15 protein-coding genes are annotated in these 18,742 nt (G+C 73.1%); 10 read left to right on the top strand and 5 right to left on the bottom strand.

Features of this window, described 5'->3' with window-relative positions; all coding sequences use genetic code 11:
* The first annotated feature begins 241 nt into the window (after window positions 1-241).
* The 6 genes from AB0G17_RS28995 to AB0G17_RS28970 all read left to right on the top strand — a co-directional run bounded on the left by AB0G17_RS28995 (window position 242) and on the right by AB0G17_RS28970 (window position 6,489).
* Window positions 242-565, top strand: a complete 324-nt coding sequence (locus AB0G17_RS28995; RefSeq protein WP_030493613.1) for an integration host factor — start codon at window positions 242-244, stop codon at window positions 563-565.
* A gap of 38 nt (window positions 566-603) precedes the next feature.
* Window positions 604-1,197, top strand: coding sequence for a guanylate kinase (gmk, locus tag AB0G17_RS28990; RefSeq protein ID WP_361389122.1), 594 nt, complete (start codon window positions 604-606; stop codon window positions 1,195-1,197).
* A 26-nt stretch (window positions 1,198-1,223) separates the two neighbouring features.
* Entirely contained in the window at window positions 1,224-1,496 is a 273-nt protein-coding gene (gene rpoZ / locus AB0G17_RS28985; protein WP_003970369.1) for a DNA-directed RNA polymerase subunit omega, read from the top strand.
* Between the two features lie 78 nt (window positions 1,497-1,574).
* Window positions 1,575-2,792 carry a bifunctional phosphopantothenoylcysteine decarboxylase/phosphopantothenate--cysteine ligase CoaBC gene (gene coaBC, locus AB0G17_RS28980; protein ID WP_361389119.1) on the top strand — a complete coding sequence of 406 codons (1,218 nt, stop codon included), beginning with the start codon at window positions 1,575-1,577 and terminating at the stop codon, window positions 2,790-2,792.
* A gap of 241 nt (window positions 2,793-3,033) precedes the next feature.
* On the top strand, window positions 3,034-4,242 hold the full coding sequence (metK, locus tag AB0G17_RS28975) for a methionine adenosyltransferase (RefSeq protein WP_361389116.1): 1,209 nt from the start codon (window positions 3,034-3,036) through the stop codon (window positions 4,240-4,242).
* Window positions 4,243-4,341: 99 nt separating this feature from the next.
* Complete coding sequence (locus AB0G17_RS28970) at window positions 4,342-6,489, top strand: primosomal protein N' (RefSeq protein WP_361389113.1); 2,148 nt, start codon at window positions 4,342-4,344, stop codon at window positions 6,487-6,489.
* Window positions 6,490-6,776: 287 nt separating this feature from the next.
* On the opposite strand, the gene AB0G17_RS28965 is transcribed toward AB0G17_RS28970, so the two are convergent.
* Window positions 6,777-7,307 carry a hypothetical protein gene (locus AB0G17_RS28965; protein ID WP_361389110.1) on the bottom strand — a complete coding sequence of 177 codons (531 nt, stop codon included), beginning with the start codon at window positions 7,305-7,307 and terminating at the stop codon, window positions 6,777-6,779.
* A gap of 282 nt (window positions 7,308-7,589) precedes the next feature.
* Between AB0G17_RS28965 and fmt the strand changes: the two genes are divergently transcribed.
* Entirely contained in the window at window positions 7,590-8,519 is a 930-nt protein-coding gene (gene fmt, locus AB0G17_RS28960) for a methionyl-tRNA formyltransferase (protein ID WP_361389107.1), read from the top strand.
* A gap of 118 nt (window positions 8,520-8,637) precedes the next feature.
* Window positions 8,638-10,095 (top strand): transcription antitermination factor NusB, encoded by a 1,458-nt coding sequence (locus tag AB0G17_RS28955; protein WP_361389104.1) that lies wholly within the window; start codon window positions 8,638-8,640, stop codon window positions 10,093-10,095.
* 97 nt (window positions 10,096-10,192) lie between these two features.
* On the opposite strand, the gene AB0G17_RS28950 is transcribed toward AB0G17_RS28955, so the two are convergent.
* A complete protein-coding gene (locus tag AB0G17_RS28950; RefSeq protein ID WP_361389101.1) occupies window positions 10,193-12,394 on the bottom strand; it encodes an MMPL family transporter in 2,202 nt (733 codons plus the stop codon).
* Window positions 12,395-12,601: 207 nt separating this feature from the next.
* Here AB0G17_RS28950 and rpe point away from each other — a divergent pair, with 207 nt between their 5' ends.
* Window positions 12,602-13,285 (top strand): ribulose-phosphate 3-epimerase, encoded by a 684-nt coding sequence (gene rpe / locus AB0G17_RS28945; RefSeq protein ID WP_361389098.1) that lies wholly within the window; start codon window positions 12,602-12,604, stop codon window positions 13,283-13,285.
* Between the two features lie 79 nt (window positions 13,286-13,364).
* On the top strand, window positions 13,365-14,417 hold the full coding sequence (locus AB0G17_RS28940) for a sugar-binding domain-containing protein (RefSeq protein WP_361389095.1): 1,053 nt from the start codon (window positions 13,365-13,367) through the stop codon (window positions 14,415-14,417).
* Window positions 14,418-14,660: 243 nt separating this feature from the next.
* On the opposite strand, the gene AB0G17_RS28935 is transcribed toward AB0G17_RS28940, so the two are convergent.
* The 3 genes from AB0G17_RS28935 to AB0G17_RS28925 are packed head-to-tail and all read right to left on the bottom strand — an operon-like array spanning window position 14,661 to window position 18,733.
* Window positions 14,661-15,854 carry an amidohydrolase family protein gene (locus tag AB0G17_RS28935; protein WP_361389092.1) on the bottom strand — a complete coding sequence of 398 codons (1,194 nt, stop codon included), beginning with the start codon at window positions 15,852-15,854 and terminating at the stop codon, window positions 14,661-14,663.
* Between the two features lies 1 nt (window position 15,855).
* Window positions 15,856-17,184 carry a glutamine synthetase family protein gene (locus AB0G17_RS28930; RefSeq protein WP_361389089.1) on the bottom strand — a complete coding sequence of 443 codons (1,329 nt, stop codon included), beginning with the start codon at window positions 17,182-17,184 and terminating at the stop codon, window positions 15,856-15,858.
* Between the two features lie 4 nt (window positions 17,185-17,188).
* Window positions 17,189-18,733 (bottom strand): ATP-dependent DNA ligase, encoded by a 1,545-nt coding sequence (locus tag AB0G17_RS28925; RefSeq protein ID WP_361389086.1) that lies wholly within the window; start codon window positions 18,731-18,733, stop codon window positions 17,189-17,191.
* Window positions 18,734-18,742 lie beyond the last annotated feature (9 nt).

Here is an 18,742-nt window from a genome sequence, read left to right as displayed (position 1 = left end):
AAAGGTTGACGCGTTCCTTACCCAAAACCGGGGTGTTATGTCGCGAATGTCCTGGTCGGCAGAGGCTGACCAGGACTTTTCGTCTGTTCTCGCTGACGGGAGCGGTCCTGGCCGCTAGTCTCCGACGAGAGCAGAGACGAGCGAACGGGCATTGTGCGTCGCTCGTTGCTCGCCTGGTGTGGGGCGACTAGCTTCCTCACCGGTCCGTATCCGACAGTTCGACATCCGAGGTGACGTAGGCGTGGCTCTTCCGCCCCTTACCCCTGAACAGCGCGCAGCCGCGCTCGAAAAGGCCGCCGCGGCTCGCCGGGAGCGGGCCGAGGTCAAGAATCGACTCAAGCACTCCGGCGCCTCCCTCCACGAGGTCATCAAGCAGGGCCAGGAGAACGACGTCATCGGCAAGATGAAGGTCTCCGCCCTCCTTGAGTCCCTGCCCGGTGTGGGCAAGGTCCGGGCCAAGCAGATCATGGAGCGGCTGGGGATCTCCGAGAGCCGCCGTGTGCGGGGTCTCGGCTCCAACCAGATCGCATCCCTGGAGCGCGAGTTCGGCGGCGCCGGGGCCTGACGTCCCGGGCACCCCCGGGAAGCTGGAATAATCGGTGCATGGCAGCTTCACCCCGGGGGTCATCCCCCGTACCCCCGGACGCACGTCCGCGGCTGACCGTGCTCTCCGGCCCCTCCGGGGTCGGCAAGAGCACGGTCGTCGCTCATATGCGCAAGGTTCACCCCGAGGTCTGGCTCTCGGTGTCGGCGACGACCCGTAAGCCGCGCCCCGGCGAGCGCCACGGCGTTCACTATTTCTTCGTGGACGACGAGGAATTCGACAAGCTGGTCGCCAACGGCGAACTGCTCGAGTGGGCCGAATTCGCGGGCAACCGCTACGGCACACCGCGCCGTGCCGTCCTGGACCGCCTGGAGGCCGGCGAGCCGGTCCTCCTGGAGATCGACCTCCAGGGTGCCCGGCTGGTGCGCGAGTCGATGCCCGAGGCCCTGCTGGTGTTCCTCGCCCCGCCGAGCTGGGACGAGCTGGTCCGCCGGCTCACCGGCCGGGGGACCGAGGCGCCCGAGGTCATCGAGCGCCGGCTGGCCGCCGCGAAGGTGGAACTGGCCGCGGAGTCGGAGTTCGATACGACCCTGGTCAATACCTCCGTCGAGGATGTAGCGCGCGAGCTGCTAGCCTTGATGAAAGTTGTTTGATCTTTAATCCCCTTCGGAAGGCAGACGTGTCCTCTTCCATCACCACGCCCGAGGGCATCATCAACCCGCCGATTGATGAGCTGCTCGAAGCAACCGACTCGAAGTACAGCCTCGTGATCTACGCCGCCAAGCGCGCGCGCCAGATCAACGCGTACTACTCGCAGCTCGGTGAGGGCCTGCTGGAGTACGTCGGCCCCCTGGTGGACACCCACGTCCACGAGAAGCCGCTCTCTATCGCGCTTCGCGAGATCAACGCGGGTCTGCTGACCTCCGAGGCCATCGAGGGCCCGGCCCAGTAAGGCCTCCGTTCGTCTGACCACAGGCCCGGCAGCGCGACTGTCGGGCCTGTGGTGTGTCATAGGGGTGTACGTATCCGAATGCGGGGAGACGCGGTGGACAAGCCGAAGGTCGTTCTGGGGGTCAGCGGCGGGATCGCCGCCTACAAGGCGTGCGAGCTGCTGCGCCGGCTGACCGAGTCCGGGCACGACACGCGCGTGGTGCCGACCGCCTCGGCGCTGCACTTCGTGGGCGCGGCCACCTGGTCCGCGCTCTCCGGGCACCCGGTCTCCACCGAGGTCTGGAACGACGTCCACGAGGTGCCGCACGTGCGGATCGGCCAGCAGGCCGACCTCGTGGTGGTCGCCCCCGCCACCGCCGACATGCTGGCCAAGGCGGCCCACGGCCTCGCCGACGACCTGCTGACCAACACCCTGCTCACCGCCCGCTGTCCGGTCGTCTTCGCGCCCGCGATGCACACCGAGATGTGGGAGCACCCCGCCACCCAGGAGAACGTGGCGACGCTGCGCCGCCGGGGCGCGGTCGTCATCGAGCCCGCCGTCGGCCGCCTCACCGGCGTCGACACCGGCAAGGGACGCCTGCCGGAAGCCGCCGAGATCTTCGAGGTCTGCCGAAGGGTGCTCGCCCGGGGCACCGCCGAGCGGGACCTGGAGGGCCGCCACGTGGTGGTCAGCGCGGGCGGCACGCGTGAGCCGCTGGACCCGGTCCGCTACCTGGGGAACCGTTCCTCCGGGAAGCAGGGGTACGCCCTGGCCCGCACCGCCGTGGCCCGGGGCGCCCGGGTCACCCTGATCGAGGCCAACACCGGGCTGCCCGACCCGGCCGGGGTGGACATCGTCCGGGTGGGCACCGCGGTTCAACTGCGGGAGGCGGTGCTGAAGGCCGCCTCGGACGCGGACGCGGTGGTCATGGCGGCCGCCGTCGCCGATTTCCGGCCGGAGTCGTACGCCGCCGGGAAGATCAAGAAGAAGGACGGCCAGGAGCCCGCGCCGCTCGCCCTGGTCCGCAACCCCGACGTCCTCGCCGAGCTCTCCGCCGACCGGCCGCGCCCCGGCCAGGTCGTCGTCGGCTTCGCCGCCGAGACCGACGACGTCCTCGCCAACGGCCGCCAGAAACTGCGGCGAAAAGGCTGTGACCTGCTGGTCGTCAATGAGGTCGGGGAGCGCAAGACCTTCGGCTCCGAGGAGAACGAGGCGGTCGTGCTGGCCGCCGACGGAGCCGAGACCCCGGTTCCGTACGGGCCGAAAGAAGCGCTCGCGGACATCGTGTGGGATCTCGTCGTCCCGCGTTTCGCATGAATTCACGTTCGCCCGTACGGCCGCCCGAAAACCGCCAAAATCCGGTCCCACGGCCTCTGCCGAAGCTCGATCTTCGTACCGCAAAATGCGGTGTCGCAGGTCACAGAGCTTTCAATGTGCGAGACAAGTGGCCCCGTGACCGGTACCGACCGATAAACTGGTCGTGGAACGACGCCGGGCGCAGCCCCCGGCCCGTCCCACCCATGATCAGCCAGCAGCCGCTGCAACCCCAGGGAGCGTTGTGTCCCGTCGTCTGTTCACCTCGGAGTCTGTGACCGAGGGTCACCCCGACAAGATCGCTGACCAGATCAGCGACACGATCCTCGACGCGCTCCTGCGCGAGGACCCGACGTCCCGTGTCGCCGTGGAGACCCTGATCACCACGGGTCTGGTCCACGTCGCGGGCGAGGTCACGACCAAGGCGTACGCGCCGATCGCCCAGCTGGTCCGCGACAAGATCCTCGAGATCGGCTACGACTCGTCGAAGAAGGGCTTCGACGGCGCCTCCTGCGGCGTCTCGGTCTCCATCGGCGCGCAGTCCCCCGACATCGCGCAGGGCGTCGACACCGCGTACGAGAAGCGGGTCGAGGGCGACGAGGACGAGCTCGACAAGCAGGGCGCCGGCGACCAGGGCCTGATGTTCGGCTACGCGTGCGACGAGACGCCCGAGCTGATGCCGCTCCCGATCCACCTGGCGCACCGCCTCTCGCGCCGGCTGTCCGAGGTGCGCAAGAACGGGACCATCCCCTACCTGCGCCCCGACGGCAAGACCCAGGTCACCATCGAGTACGACGGCGACAAGGCCGTCCGCCTCGACACCGTCGTCGTCTCCTCGCAGCACGCGAGCGACATCGACCTGGACTCGCTGCTCGCCCCCGACATCCGCGAGTTCGTCGTCGAGCACGTGCTCAAGCAGCTCGTCGAGGACGGCATCAAGCTGGACACCGACGGCTACCGCCTGCTGGTCAACCCGACCGGCCGCTTCGAGATCGGCGGCCCGATGGGCGACGCCGGTCTGACCGGCCGCAAGATCATCATCGACACCTACGGCGGCATGGCCCGCCACGGCGGCGGCGCCTTCTCGGGCAAGGACCCGTCCAAGGTCGACCGCTCCGCGGCGTACGCGATGCGCTGGGTGGCGAAGAACGTCGTCGCAGCCGGCCTCGCGGCCCGCTGCGAGGTCCAGGTCGCGTACGCGATCGGCAAGGCCGAGCCGGTCGGCCTCTTCGTCGAGACCTTCGGCACCGCCACGATCGACCCGGACAAGATCGAGACCGCCATCGCCGAGGTCTTCGACCTCCGCCCGGCCGCGATCATCCGCGACCTCGACCTGCTCCGCCCGATCTACGCCCAGACCGCGGCGTACGGCCACTTCGGCCGCGAGCTCCCCGACTTCACCTGGGAGCGCACGGACCGCGTGGACGCGCTGCGCAAGGCCGCGGGCCTGTAACCCGCCCGGCTTCCCGACGGCCCCGGACCCCTGCGGTCCGGGGCCGTCGCGCGTCCCGGACCCGGGCCGCTGTCAGTGGCGTCTGGTAGGAATTTGGCTGTGAGCAGCGAGAACGAGAAGGCGGGCGGGGGCGCCGAAGGGGGCGGGGCGGAGCAGCTCGCGCTCATTCGGGAGACCGTGCGCAAGGCCAAGGTGCCCAAGGCCAAGCCGCGGACCTGGCGTGGGGCAGCTCTGGCCAAGGGGCTGCCCGTGGCGAGGGTCGTGGTCGACAAGGGCGGCGTCCACCTCGACAAGTTCTTCGACTACGCGGTGCCCGAGGAGCTGGACGCGGACGCCCAGCCGGGGGTGCGGGTGCGGGTGCGGTTCGGGGCCGGGGCGCGCAACGTGCAGGGGGGGCGCCGGGAGGGCGGCGGGCTGATCGACGGGTTCGTGGTCGAGCGCCTCGCCGAGTCGGACTACTCGGGGCCGCTCGCCGCGCTCGCCGGCGTCGTCTCGCCCGAGCGCGTCCTCAGCCCCGAGATGCTGGCCCTGGCCCGGGCGGTCGCCGACCGGTACGCGGGGAGCCTGGCGGACGTGCTGCAGCTCGCGGTGCCACCGAGGAACGCGCGGGCCGAGGCGAAGCCCTCGCCCGAGCCACTGGAGCCACCGCCGGTGCCGGACGCGGGGACGTGGGTGCGGTACGGGAACGGGGGCGCGTTCCTGCGCGCGCTGGCCGCGGGCGGGGCGCCGCGCGCGGTGTGGACCACGCTGCCCGGACCGTCCTGGGCCGACGAGATCGCCCGGGCCGTCGCGGCGACGCTCGCGGGCGGGCGCGGCGCGCTGGTCGTGGTGCCCGACGGGCGCAGCGCCGGGCGGGTCGACGCCGCGCTCACCGCGCTGCTCGGCGAGGGGCGGCACGCGCTGCTGACCGCCGAGTCCGGTCCGGAGAAGCGCTACCGGCAGTGGCTCGCCGTGCGACGGGGCTCTGTGCGGGCCGTGGTCGGGACCCGGGCCGCGATGTTCGCCCCGGTCGACAGGCTCGGCCTGGTGGTCGTCTGGGAGGACGGCGACTCCAGCCACAGCGACAACCACGCGCCCTTCCCGCACGTGCGTGAAGTCCTCGAACTGCGCGCCACCCACGACAAGTGCGCGTTCCTGCTGGGCAGTACGAGCTGTACGGTCGAGGCCGCGCAGCTCGTCGAGAGCGGCTGGGCGGCGCCGCTGGTGGCCGACCGCGCCACCGTACGGGCGGCCGCGCCGCTGGTGCGTACCGTCGGGGACGGCGAGCTGGCCCGGGACGAGGCGGCCCGCGCCGCCCGGCTGCCAAGCCTCGCCTGGCAGGTTGTCCGGGACGGGTTGAAGAGCGGCCCGGTGCTGGTCCAGGTGCCCCGGCGGGGATATGTGCCCCGGCTCTCCTGCGAGCGGTGCCGGACGCCCGCGCGCTGCCGGCACTGCTCCGGGCCCCTGGAGGCGCCGGACGAGCGGGACCTGCGGTGCGGGTGGTGCGGGCGGGGCGAGCCGGAGTGGCGCTGCGCGGAGTGCGGGGGCGTACGGCTGAGGGCGGCGGTCGTGGGGGCGCGCCGCACCGCCGAGGAGCTCGGCCGGGCGTTTCCCGCGGTGCCGGTGCGCACGTCCGGGCGCGACCACGTGCTGGACAGCGTGCCCGGGCGGCCCGCGCTCGTGGTCTCCACGCCCGGCGCTGAGCCGGTCGCCGAGGGCGGTTACGCGGCGGCGCTGCTCCTGGACGGCTGGGCGATGCTCGGGCGGCCCGATCTGCGCGCCGGGGAGGAGGCGCTGCGGCGCTGGATCGGCGCGGCCTCGCTGGTGCGCGGCCAGGACGAGGGCGGCACGGTGGTGGTGGTCGCCGAGCCGACCCTGCGGCCGGTCCAGGCCCTGGTCCGCTGGGACCCGGTCGGCCACGCCCTGCGCGAGCTGGCCGAGCGGGCCGAGCTGGGCTTCCCGCCGGTCTCACGGATGGCGGAGGTCCTGGGCCGCGCGGAGGCGGTGGCGACGTTCCTGACGAGCACTCAGCTGCCGCCCGACGCGCAGGTGCTCGGCCCGGTCCCGATGCGGCTCAGCGAGCCGGGCCGGGCCCGGCGCCCCGGCGACCCTCCGGTGGGGGAGGCGTGGGAGCGAGCCCTGGTCCGGGTGCCGCCCGGCAGCGGCTCGGCCCTGGCGGCCGCGCTCAAGACCGCACAGGCGCGACGGCTGGCGCGCGGGGGCGGCGATCCGGTGCGGATCAGGGTGGACCCGCCGGACATCGGCTGAGGGGGTGCCGGGTGAGGGACCGTTGGGTGGGGAGCCCGGCTCCTGGCATCCGGGGTGCCCCGGCCCGTACCCCCTCGGGGCCGGGCCCACGCAGACGCCGGAGCCGTGTCCACCCAGACGCCGGGGTCGCGTACATGCAGAAGCCGGGCCCGCGCCCACCCAGACGCCGGGGCCGCGTACATGCAGAAGCCGGGCCCCCGCCCGCCCAGACGCCCGGCCCGCGCACACGCAGACAGGTGCCCCCGGCGCACAGTCAGGTGCGACGAGGGCACGGAAAGGGGCCGCGGTCAGCCGTTGCGCGGGCCCGGGAACGCCGTCGTGCGGGCCTCCTCGCGCAGCGACTGCGTCGTCGCCGTCGGCTGGGGCGGCATCGAGCGCGCGGCCGGCACCGCGGGGATCCCGGCCGGGACCGGAAGGGTGCGCGTCACGGCCGCCTCGGCCGGGCGCTCGGCCTCGGCGGTCTGGGCGGCGGCCCGCCGCGCCCCGTAACGCCGGTGCACCGCCTGCTTGGTGACGCCGAGCGCCGAACCCACCGCGTCCCACGAGAAGCCCAGGGAGCGGTCGAAGTCCACCGCCGCGGTCACCAGGGTCTCCACGCTGTCCCGCAGCTCCTGGGCGAGCCGGACGGTGGGGGCGGGAGCCCTGCCGTAGACGACGAAGCCCGTGGACGGGCCGGAGCGGCGCGGACGGTAGACGTTGCCGAGCTGGGCGGTGAGGGTGCGCAGCGCGTCCACCTGCCGGCGGACCCGCTCGATGTCCCGCACCAACAGGTGCAGACTGGCCCGTGCCTGGGCGTCGTGGGTTGCGTGGTCGGCCATGAACAAGCCTCTCGAACCGGCGTTGTTGAAAAGGGATCGGGCCGCACGCGCGGCCCGTTTCGGTCAATCTCTCTTGACCAACGCGCCACCTGGTGTTGTGGTCACGCTGCGGGGGCGTATGGGCCTATGCACGGGGCGTACGCCACCGCGTACGCCCCTGCCCCCGTACCGGGTACGGAACCGCCGGGCGGGACACCCGGCAGTCCGGCAGGGACACCCAACCGGCGGGCGGGGACACCCAATAGACTGGGCATCGCTCTCTACAAAGCGAGGTACTCCCCAGTGAAGCTCGTCTTCGCAGGCACCCCCGAGGTCGCCGTTCCCGCCCTGGACGCCCTGATCGCCTCCGGCCGGCACGAGGTCGCCGCCGTGGTGACCCGGCCCGACGCGCCCGCCGGACGCGGCCGTCGGCTGGTGGCCAGCCCCGTCGCCCAGCGCGCCGAGGAGGCCGGCATCGAGGTGCTGAAGCCGGTGAAGCCGCGCGACGAGGACTTCTTGGCGCGGCTGCGCGAGATCGCCCCCGACTGCTGCCCGGTCGTCGCCTACGGGGCGCTGCTCCCGCAGGTGGCGCTCGACATCCCGGTCCACGGCTGGGTGAACCTGCACTTCTCGCTGCTCCCCGCCTGGCGCGGCGCCGCCCCCGTCCAGCACGCGCTGATGGCGGGCGACGAGATCACCGGAGCCTCGACGTTCCAGATCGAGCGCGGACTCGACTCCGGTCCGCTGTACGGGACGGTCACCGAGGTCGTCCGTCCCACCGACACCAGCGGCGACCTGCTGACCCGGCTCGCGTTCGCCGGTTCCGGGCTGCTCGCCGCGACCATGGACGGCATCGAGGACGGCACGCTCAAGGCCGTCCCGCAGCCCGCCGACGGCATCAGCCTCGCCCCGAAGATCACCGTGGAGGACGCGCAGATCGACTGGTCCGCCCCGGCGCTCCGGGTCGACCGCGTGGTGCGCGGCTGCACCCCGGCCCCCGGCGCCTGGACCCTCTTCCGCGGCGAGCGGCTCAAGCTTGTGCAGGCCGTGCCCGTCCCGGACCACACGGACCTGGCGCCGGGCGAGCTGTCCGCCGGCAAGAACAACGTGTACGTCGGCACCGGCTCGCACGCCGTCGAGCTGCTCTGGGTCCAGCCCCAGGGCAAGAAGCCGATGAAGGGCGCGGACTGGGCGCGGGGCGTGCGCATCGCCCCGGACGAGCACGTCGGCTGACCGGTCCCGGCCCGGGGGCGCCCCGGCCGACGCGGGGCGCCGGCCCGGGTGGGGGCGCGCGGCGAACAGTCGTAGGCTGGTCGGGTTCGCACCATCTGACCAGCGGAGCACCTTTCACGTGAACGATCAGCCGCACAGCCGTCCCCGGAACAGCGACGGCAAGGGCGGTGGCAAGCCGTACCGCCGCCCCAAGAAGGACCCCGTCCGCATCCTCGCCTTCGAGGCGCTGCGCGCCGTCGACGAGCGGGACGCGTACGCCAACCTCGTCCTGCCGCCCCTGCTGCGCAAGGCCCGCGAGGGCGGCAACTTCGACGGCCGCGACGCGGCGCTCGCCACCGAGCTCGTCTACGGCACGCTGCGCCGACAGGGCACCTACGACGCGATCATCGCGGCCTGCATCGACCGGCCGCTGCGCGAGGTGGACCCACCGGTCCTCGACGTGCTCGCGCTCGGCGCGCACCAGCTGCTCGGGACCCGCATCCCCAGCCACGCGGCGGTCTCCGCCAGCGTCGAGCTCGCCCGTGTGGTGCTCGGCGACGGCCGCGCCAGGTTCGTCAACGCCGTCCTGCGCAAGATCGCGGCGGACGACCTGGACGGCTGGCTGGAGAAGGTCGCGCCTCCGTACGACCAGGACGCCGAGGACCATCTCGCGATCGTGCATTCGCATCCGCGATGGGTCGTCTCGGCGCTCTGGGACGCGCTGGGCGGTGGCCGCGCGGGCATCGAGGACCTCCTGGAGGCCGACAACGAGCGGCCCGAGGTCACCCTGGTCGCGCGCCCCGGCCGGTCGACCACAGACGAGCTCATGGATGCTCTCGGTGAGGAGGGCGCACTGCCCGGCCGCTGGTCGCCCTATGCGGTACGGATGGTCGAAGGCGGTGAGCCGGGCGCGCTCGACGCCGTGAAGGACGGCCGGGCCGGTGTCCAGGACGAGGGCAGCCAGCTGGTGGCCGTCGCACTCGCGAACGCACCGATCGAGGGGCGGGACGAGCGCTGGCTGGACGGGTGCGCGGGTCCCGGCGGCAAGGCGGCGCTGCTCGCCGCGCTCGCCGCCGGACGCGGGGCCGCCCTGCTCGCCTCCGAGAAGCAGCCCCACCGGGCCCGCCTGGTGGAGCGCGCGCTCGCCGGGAACCCCGGCCCGTACCAGGTGATCGCGGCCGACGGCACCCGGCCGCCGTGGCGGGAGGGTTCCTTCGACCGGGTCCTGATGGACGTGCCGTGCTCCGGCCTCGGCGCGCTGCGCCGTCGCCCCGAGGCCCGCTGGCGCCGTCGCCCCGAGGACCTGGAGGGCTTCGCTCCGCTCCAGCGCGGGCTGCTGCGCGAGGCGCTGTCGGCGGTCCGGGTGGGCGGCGTGGTCGGCTACGCGACCTGCTCGCCGCACCTCGCCGAGACGCGGATCGTGGTGGAGGACGTACTCAAGGGCCGGGGCGGGGAACCCGTCGAGGCCGAGTGGATCGACGTACGGCCGCTGATGCCGGGCGTCGCGGGTCTGGGTGAGGGCCCCGACGTACAGCTGTGGCCGCATCTGCACGGGACGGACGCGATGTACCTGGCGCTGCTGCGGCGCACGGCGTGACGCTGCGGCGCACGGCGTGGGCCAAGGGCCCGGAGCCTCAACTCCGGGCCCTTTCCGGCTGGTTGAGGGGCTGAGGGTCTGAGGGTCTGAGGGCCTGTCAGTCCTGGTGGCCGACCGTCCCGGCGCCCGCCGGTACCGCCGCCGGGCCCTCCTCCGGGTCCCGCGAGAGCCGGTGTGGCCACCACACCCGCCGCCCCACGTCCAGGAACAGCGACGTCACCAGGATCGAGCGGACGATGAAGGTGTCGAGCAGGACGCCCAGCGCCACCGCGAAGCCGATTTCGGCGAACGCCACCATCGGCAGGGTGCCGAGCACCGCGAAGGTGCCCGCCAGGACCAGGCCCGCCGAGGTGATCACGGCGCCGGTGGCGGCCAGGCCGGTCACCACGCCCCGGCGGGTGCCGTGGTGGGCCGCCTCCTCGCGGATCCGGGTGGACAGGAAGATGTTGTAGTCGATGCCCAGGGCCACCAGGAAGACGAAGACGAAGAGCGGGAAGTCCGTGGACTCGCCCGCGTAGTCGAAGAGATGGCGGAAGGCGAGCGCGCTGATGCCCAGCGCCGCCGCGAACGACAGCACGACCGTCGTGATCAGCAGCAGCGGCGCGACCAGCGCCCGCAGCAGGATCGCCAGGACGCACAGCACCACCAGCAGCACCAGCGGGATGACCAGCTTGTTGTCGTGCGTGGTGGCCTTCTCCATGTCCAGTACGGCGGCCGTGCCGCCGCCCACCCGGGCATGGGCGCCGGGCACCGCGTGGACCGCGTCCCGTACCCGCTCGACGGTCGCGTGCGCGGCGTCGCTGTCCGGTCTCGCCGTCATGGTGGCTTCGAGCAGGACCTCGCCGTCGTGCTCGGCCGCGGTGCCCGGCGGCACCCCGATCGAGGCGGGCACCACGCCGTCGGTCGCCGCGACGGCCCGGCGCACCTCCGCCGCCTTGTCCGCCGCCGTAATGATCACCAGGGGATCGCCGCTGCCCGCCGGGAAGTGCTTCGCCTGCACCTCGGCGCCCACGATCGAGTCGGGTCTGCCGGTGAAGGAGTCCGCGTTGCTCAGGCCGTTCGCCTTCAGCTGGAGCAGGCCGAGCGAGCACACCGCGAGCACCACGGCCGTCGTCACCCAGACCGTACGGGGACGGATGGCGATGCGACGGCCGATGTGGGCCCAGACCCCGCGCGCGGTCGGGTCGGGAGATCCGAAGACCGGCTTGGCCGGCCAGAAGATCCAGCGGCCGAAGATCACCAGGAGCGCCGGGAACAGCGTGAGCATGGCTAGCAGCGCGACCGCGACGCCGATGGCCGCGACCGGGCCGAGGCCCTTGGTGGAGTTCATCTCGGCCACCATCAGGACCAGCATGCCGAGGACGACCGTGGCGCCGCTGGCGAGGACCGCGGGCCCGGCCCGGTGCAGGGCGAGCGCCATCGCCTCGTGGCGGTCCTCGTGGCGGCGCAGCTCCTCGCGGTAGCGGGAGACGAGCAGCAGCGCGTAGTCGGTGCCCGCTCCGAAGACCAGCACGGTGAGGATGCCCGCGCTCTGGCCGTTGACGGTCAGGCCCGCGTGCCGGGCCAGCAGATAGATCAGCGCCTGCGCGGCGGAGAGCGCCCAGACCACGGAGATCACCGGCACCAGGAGAAGCGTCGGACTGCGGTACGTGATCAGCAGCATCACCACGACCACCGCGAGCGCCGAGAACAGCAGGGTGGAGTCGATGCCGGAGAAGGCCTTGGCGAAGTCGGCCGAGGTGCCGCCCGGGCCGGTGATGTGGACCTGGAGCCCGCTGTCGCTCGTACCGGACCGGTCGCGCAGTCTGTCCACCGCGTCCGCGATGTGGTTCCAGCCGTTCTTGTCCATCTTGATCGGCACGAGGATCTGCGCGGCGGTGGCGCCGGGGTCGAAGAGCGGGCCCTGGACGCGGGCACCCTGGATCCCGTCCGCGCTCAGCGCGCGCATCGCGTCCGCGTCGGCGCCGATCTTCTGCTTGTCGGTGACGGTGAGGCCGCCGTCGCGCGCGTAGACGACGATCGCCGGGACCTCCTCCGGCCTGAACGCCTTGGCGGAGTCGAAGACTTGGGTGGACTCGGCGCTGCCGGGCAGCCACGAGGTGGCGTCGTTGTCCTGGGCGTCGGTGAGCTTCTGGGCGAGCGGGAAGGCGACCGCGACCACGATCAGCCAGACCACCAGCACCAGCCACTTCGTACGGCGTCCGCAGACCAGCCACGCGACTCCGCGGGGGCCGGGGCCCTGCCCGGTCGCCGCGGGGCGCTCTTCGCTCTGGTCAGGGTGAGTGCGCGCGTCGGACATCACGTCCCCCAGGAGCCCGCGGTCGGCGCGGGGTGCCGCTCCCGAAAACGGCCTTCCGGAAGAGCCTTCCGAAATGGCCTGAAACACCAGGATTACACGGAGCTTCCCGGTCCGGCGAGTCGTAGGAGAGACGTAGGTCTCCCGTCCCGGGGGCCCCGAATCCGTACCGTGGCAGGCAAGTGGTGCGAGGCATGGCAGGCTTGGGGCATGGCTCAGATCAACCCCAGCATTCTCTCCGCCGACTTCGCGCGCCTCGCCGAAGAGGCCAAGGCCGTCGAAGGTGCCGACTGGCTGCACGTGGACGTCATGGACAACCACTTCGTGCCGAACCTCACCCTCGGCGTGCCGATCGTGGAATCCCTGCGCCGGGCGACGGAGACCCCGCTGGACTGCCATCTGATGATCGAGGACCCGGACCGCTGGGCCCCGCAGTACGTCGAGGCGGGGGCCGGATCGGTCACCTTCCACGCGGAGGCCGCCGCGGCGCCGGTCCGCCTCGCGCGGGAGATCCGGGCCAAGGGCGCACGGGCGTCGATGGCGCTCAGGCCAGCGACGCCCATCGAGCCGTACGAGGACCTGCTGCCCGAGCTGGACATGCTGCTCATCATGACCGTGGAGCCGGGCTTCGGCGGCCAGCCGTTCCTGGACGTGATGCTGCCCAAGATCCGCCGCACCCGGGAGCTGATCTCCAAGCACGGCCTCGAACTGTGGCTCCAGGTGGACGGCGGAGTCTCCGCGACGACCATCGAGCGGTGCGCGGAGGCGGGCGCGGACGTCTTCGTGGCCGGGTCGGCCGTCTACGGAGCGAAGGACCCCGCCGACGCGGTGCGTACCCTGCGCTCCATGGCGGAACGGAGCACGGCGAGCGCCCCATGGGCATGCGGCCACTGAGCCACGGCTCGGTGAACGCGGCCCTCCGGGGCTGATCAAGGACCGTTGGATCTGACAGGATGAACAGCGAGTCCAGAGTGTGAACAGCAGTGAGGAGATCGCGGTGTCTGCAATGTCGGCGGGTCGGTCAGCCCTGCGGATGGGACCCGCGGAGCTGGTGCAGGCGGCGGCCATGGCCCGCCGCTTCTATCTGGAGGGCAAGTCCAAGATCCAGATCGCCGAGGAGTTCGGCGTCAGCCGCTTCAAGGTGGCCCGGGTCCTGGAGACCGCTCTCGAACGCGACCTGGTGCGGATCGAGATCCGCGTCCCGGCGGAGCTGGACGCGGAGCGCTCGGACGCGCTGCGCGCCCGGTACGGGCTGCGGCACGCCGTCGTCGTCGAGTCCCCGGAGGCGGGCGAGGACGAGTCGTCGCCCGACCCGGAGAACCTGGGTGAGGTCGCCGCGGATCTGCTCGGCGAGCTGGTCAGCGAGGGCGACGTGCTGGGCCTGGCCTGGGGCCGGTCCACCATCCACATGGCCGCGGCCCTCGACCGGCTGCCGCCGTGCACGGTCGTGCAGCTCACCGGGGTCTACGACGCGGGCACGGCCGAGCGCGGCTCGGTGGAGGCCGTGCGGCGCGCCGCCCAGGTCTCCGGCGGTGACGCCCACCCCATCTACGCGCCGATGCTGCTGCCGGACGCGGCCACCGCGGCCGCGCTGCGCAACCAGACCGGGATCGCGCGGGCCTTCGAGTACTTCGACAAGGTGACCGTCGCGGCGGTCTCCATCGGCTCGTGGGAGCCGGGCATCTCCACGGTGCACGACATGCTGACCGACGAGGAGCGGGCGCACTACGCCTCGCTCGGCGTCGCGGCCGAGATGTCCGCGCACCTCTTCGACGCGGAGGGCCGACGGGTCGGCCGGGACCTCGGGGAGCGCTGCATCACCGTCGAGGCGGACCGGCTGCGGCGGATCCCGGAGGTCGTGGCGATCGCCGGCGGACAGCGGAAGGCTTCCGCCATCGATGCGGTGCTGCGGTCCGGGCTTGTCACCAGCCTGGTGACGGATACCGCCGCGGCGGACTTCTTGCTGCACGAGACGGGTGTGCAGCCGCGTCCCGCGCTGGACCGGGCCGACCCGGACGGGGACTGAGCCCCGTCGGGGTCCCCTTCTCGGGCTGCGCCCGGCCTCGTTCGTCTGCGGCCCGTCGTGGGCTGGTCGCGCCCGCGCGGCGGAGCCGCACAATGTCACAGCCCCGCGCCCCTGAAGGCGGGGCTGCGCCCCGAGCCCGTTCGTCTGCGGGTCCGCTGTGGCTGGTCGCGCCCGCGCGGCGGAGCCGCACAGTGTCACAGCCCCGCGCCTCCAAGGGGGACGGGAGTGCTGCACATCGCATGGTCAAGGGGCTCTGTAGATTCGCTCCGCGTTCTTGCTCGCCAGGAGTTCCGCCACCCTCTCCGCGTCCGTCCGCGACCACGCCCCCGAACCCGTCCAGGTCCCCAGCAGTTCGTCCAGGCCCTCCTTGAAGAGCCGCGCCCCCACCACGTACAGCTCCGGCAGGCCGTAGGCGTCCGTCGAGAACAGGAGCTTGCCGAACGGGGTGAGCTCCAGCATCTCGGCCAGTACGGCACCGGCCCGGGCGCCCGTGTGGCTGAGGGTGAGGCCCATGTCCGCGTACACGTGCGGATACACGTGCGCCAGGTAGGCGGCGTTGCGGTGGTACGGGTAGCCGTGCAGCAGGATCAGCGGGGTGCCGGAGCGGCGCGTGGCGCGGATGAAGTCGGTCAGGAGCAGCGGGTCGCAGCGGTGCAGCCGTAGGTCCGGGTCGCCGAAGCCGGTGTGCAGCTGGAGCGGGAGCCGGGTGGCCACCGCCGACCACAGCAGATGGCGCAGCAGGACCGGGTCCTTGACGCGGTCGTCCTTCTCCCTCGGAGGGGTGCCCGTCGGCCGTTTTTTCAGCCAATTCGCCGCCGCCTCGCGCACCTCGTGGAGCGCGGGCGGCTCGGGGTCGAGGTCGAGCCCGTACCGGTACGCGGCCACCGACTTGAAGCCCACGGCCGTGGCCGCCGCCGAACGGATCCTCGCCGCCAGCTCCGCCAGGAACGCGTCCGCGTCGCGGGTCGTGTCGGCGGCCAGCTCGGCCAGGCGCTCCAGGCGCACGATCTCGTGGACGGGGGCGCCGCTCAGCTCGGCGAGCTCGTCGGGGCCGGTGATGTCTCCGGGCAGGCCCGTGTCCATGACGTACGCGCCGATGCCGCTGCCCCGCAGCAGCAGCCGGGTCGCCTCGCGGGCGCCCAGCTCGTGGCGCCGGGCCAGATAGCGCTCGGGCGTGCAGTGCGGCTCCAGGCCGAGCAGCGGCGGGCACCAGCGGCGCACCGCGAAGCCGAGCTGGGTGTCGAAGAAACTGGTCCCGGGCGCCGCCGGCCCGTCGGCCTCGGTCAGGAACGCCTCGAAGGCGGCCGGGTCGGGGTCGGTGCGCAGCACGCCATGACAGTGGTGGTCGAGGAGTGTGCCCGCGGGGACCTCGACGGGTGTGCGGCGGGGCCCGGCGGCCGCCGTCCGGTGCTCCGCCGCCCCCTCCTGGCCCGCCATCTCAGTACCGCCCCCGCGTCGCGTCCGCGATCTCCTGGGCGGACTTGCCCTCGAACAGGGCCGACTCCGCCTGGCGGACCGCCGCGAACGCCTCGAAGAGCGGGTCGCCCATCGCCTCGCGCAGGACGTCGGAGGCGGTGAAGTGGCGCAGCGCCTCGGGCAGGGAGGCGGGCAGCCGGGGCTTGCCGCCGACCACCGCCGGGTCGCCGGAGACCGGGTCGGGCAGCATCGCCTTGGCGTCCAGGCCCGCCAGGCCCGCCGCGATCACCGCGCCCACGGCCAGATACGGGTTGGCGGCCGGGTCGAAGCACTTGACCTCGGCGTTGGCGGCGTCCGGGTCGTCGGGGGCGCCGGTGATGAAGCGGAGGGCGGCCTCCCGGTTCTCCAGCCCCCAGCATTGGAACGCGCCGGCCCAGCGGGAGGGTTCCAGGCGGAGGTAGCTGGCGGGGGAGGGGGCGCCGACGGCGAGGAGGGCGGGCAGGGCCGCCAGGACGCCCGCGAGGAACGACTCGCCGTCGGCCGTCATGGCGAACCGGCCGTCCCCGCCCCCGCACAGGTTCCGGCCCTCCTGCCAGAGGCTGAGGTGGAGGTGGGCGCCGTTGCCGACGCCGCCCGCCGTGACGACCGGGCCGAAGAACGGGGTGAGCCCGTGCCGTACCGAGACCGCGCGGATCGTCTCGCGCACCAGCACCGCCAGATCCGCCGCGCCCACCGGATCGGTGGGGGCCACCGACACCTCGAACTGGCCCTCGGTGTACTCGGGATGGATCTGGAGCACATCCACACCCTGCTCCAGGAGTGCGCCGAGCACATCACCCACGTAGGCGGACCGCTCCACGATCCGTGCCATCCCATACGCCGGGCCTTCCAGGGAGGGCGAGACCGTCCACTCCGTCTCGAAGCCCATCCGCAGCGAGAGGCCCCGCTCGGCGGCCCGGTCCGTCATCCGCCGGGCGAACAGCCGCTGGCAGCCCGGGTGTTCACCGCCCTGCTGGTCGTAGCGGTCGACCGGGGCCCAGGCCCAGCCGGGCTGCCCGGCCAGCACGGTCAGCCGGTCCAGGTCGGGGAAGAGCCGCAGATCGCCGTCCGGGCCGCCGCTGTAGCGGCTGGACGTGGCCGAGTCGTCCACCAGGAAGGCGTCGAAGCACGGCGACATGCCGACCCCGCGCTCCACGACCGAGGGGAGGCGGGCCGCCGGCACCGCCTTCACCCGGGCGATGCCCGCGTTGTCCACCGAGGTCAGCGCCACCGCGTGCACCCCCTCGGCGACCAGTCGTGCCGCCTCCTGCCGGGCCCGCTGTACCCGCTCCCGCACCTGCTCCGACCGCACTTGTTCAGTCCCTCCCGCCGCCCAGTGCCTTCACCGTGGCGACCGTGTCCGCCTCCGAGGCGCTCTTGTCCTCGCGGTAGCGCACTACCCGCGCGAACCTCAGTGTCACCCCCTCCGGGTAGCGCGACGATCTCTGCACCCCGTCGAAGGCGATCTCTACGACGAGTTCCGGCCGCACCCGCACGCCCCACGGCTCCTCGGCCACCGCCAGCTCCCGCAGCCGCTCGGTCTGCCAGGCCAGCAGGACGTCGGTGAGCCCCTTGAAGGTCTTGCCCAGCATGGCGAACGAGCCGTCCGGGCGGCGGGCGCCCAGGTGCAGATTGGAGAGCGTTCCGGTGCGCCGGCCGTGGCCCCACTCGGCCGCGAGCACCACCAGGTCGAGCGTGTGCACCGGCTTGACCTTCAGCCAGGAGGCGCCCCTGCGGCCCGCGCTGTACGCCGAGTCCAGCGCCTTCACCACCACGCCCTCGTGGCCGCGCTCCAGCGTCAGGTCCGCGAACTCCCGTGCCGCCGCCCGCTGTTCGGGGTCGTCCGGGTCCTCGACCGTCACCCGCCGCACCCGGCGCGGCTCCGGCGCCACCCGGACGAGCTCCGCGCCGCGCTCCCGTACGGACAGGTCCAGCAGATCGCGGCCGTCCACCGAGAGCAGATCGAAAAAGACCGGAAACAGTGGCAACCGGCCCTGTGCGCCGGCCACGTCCAGCCGCGAGCCGACCCGGCCCGCGATGTCCTGGAACTGCCGTGGTCGCCCGTCCTGGTCGAGCGCGATCACCTCGCCGTCCAGGATCGCCCGCGCGGCCGTCAGCTCCCGGGCGGCGGCGACCACTTCGGGCAGCCGTACGGTGATCTCGTCGAGCGTACGGGTGAAGACCCGCACCTCGTCGCCGTCCCGGTGCACCTGGACCCGGATGCCGTCGAGCTTCTCCTCCACCGCGCACGGGCCCAGCCGGTCCAGCGCCTCGTCCACGTCCTTGGCGGTGTGCGCCAGCATCGGCAGCACGGGCCGGCCCACGTCGAGCCGGAAGGCGGCCAGCGCCTCCGTACCGCCGCCGAGGAGCGCTTCAGCCACCGTCCCCAGCGAGCCGCCGAGCATCACCGCCCGCCGTACCTCGGCCGCCGGAGCTCCGGTCGCCTCGGCGAGGCCCTCCACGGCGGCCGCGTCGAGCGCGCCCTGGCGGACCTCGCCGGTGATCAGGCCGATGAGGAAGCGCTGCTCCTCCTCGGTGGCGGCGGCCATCAGCTCCCCGGCCAGCCGTCTGCGTTCGCCCTGCGCGCCCTTGCCCGCCAGCGCGCCGATCCGGTCGAGCGCCGCGTCGACCTCCCGAACCGTCAGGGAGGGGGCCGCGGCGGGCGGCGGACGGTCCTTGAGGGTGCTCCAGCCGAGCCCCGTACGGCGCTGCGGCAGCCGTCCCGCCAGGTAGGTGACCACCAGCGGCGCCTCGTCCGGGGCGGTCTCGCGGAACAGCGCGGCGAGCAGGGCGGACTTCTTCGTACGGGAGGAGGTCGCCGCGATCTCCCGGGAGGTGGTGGCCACATCGGCGAGGAGCATGGCTCCATC

Origin of the sequence: Streptomyces sp. NPDC023838, from assembly GCF_040639555.1 — a bacterium.
Lineage (GTDB): Bacteria > Actinomycetota > Actinomycetes > Streptomycetales > Streptomycetaceae > Streptomyces.
This window is presented reverse-complemented; position numbering and strand designations above follow the sequence as displayed.

Excerpts from the sequence above, each read along its gene's own strand:
- AB0G17_RS28935 (WP_361389092.1), bottom strand. The coding sequence starts at position 15,854 with ATGGCGGGCCAGGAGGGGGCGGCGGAGCACCGGACGGCGGCCGCCGGG.
- AB0G17_RS28950 (WP_361389101.1), bottom strand. The coding sequence starts at position 12,394 with ATGTCCGACGCGCGCACTCACCCTGACCAGAGCGAAGAGCGCCCCGCG.
- coaBC (WP_361389119.1), top strand. The coding sequence starts at position 1,575 with ATGCGGGGAGACGCGGTGGACAAGCCGAAGGTCGTTCTGGGGGTCAGC.
- AB0G17_RS28965 (WP_361389110.1), bottom strand. The coding sequence starts at position 7,307 with ATGGCCGACCACGCAACCCACGACGCCCAGGCACGGGCCAGTCTGCAC.
- AB0G17_RS28925 (WP_361389086.1), bottom strand. The coding sequence starts at position 18,733 with ATGCTCCTCGCCGATGTGGCCACCACCTCCCGGGAGATCGCGGCGACC.
- gmk (WP_361389122.1), top strand. The coding sequence starts at position 604 with ATGGCAGCTTCACCCCGGGGGTCATCCCCCGTACCCCCGGACGCACGT.
- rpe (WP_361389098.1), top strand. The coding sequence starts at position 12,602 with ATGGCTCAGATCAACCCCAGCATTCTCTCCGCCGACTTCGCGCGCCTC.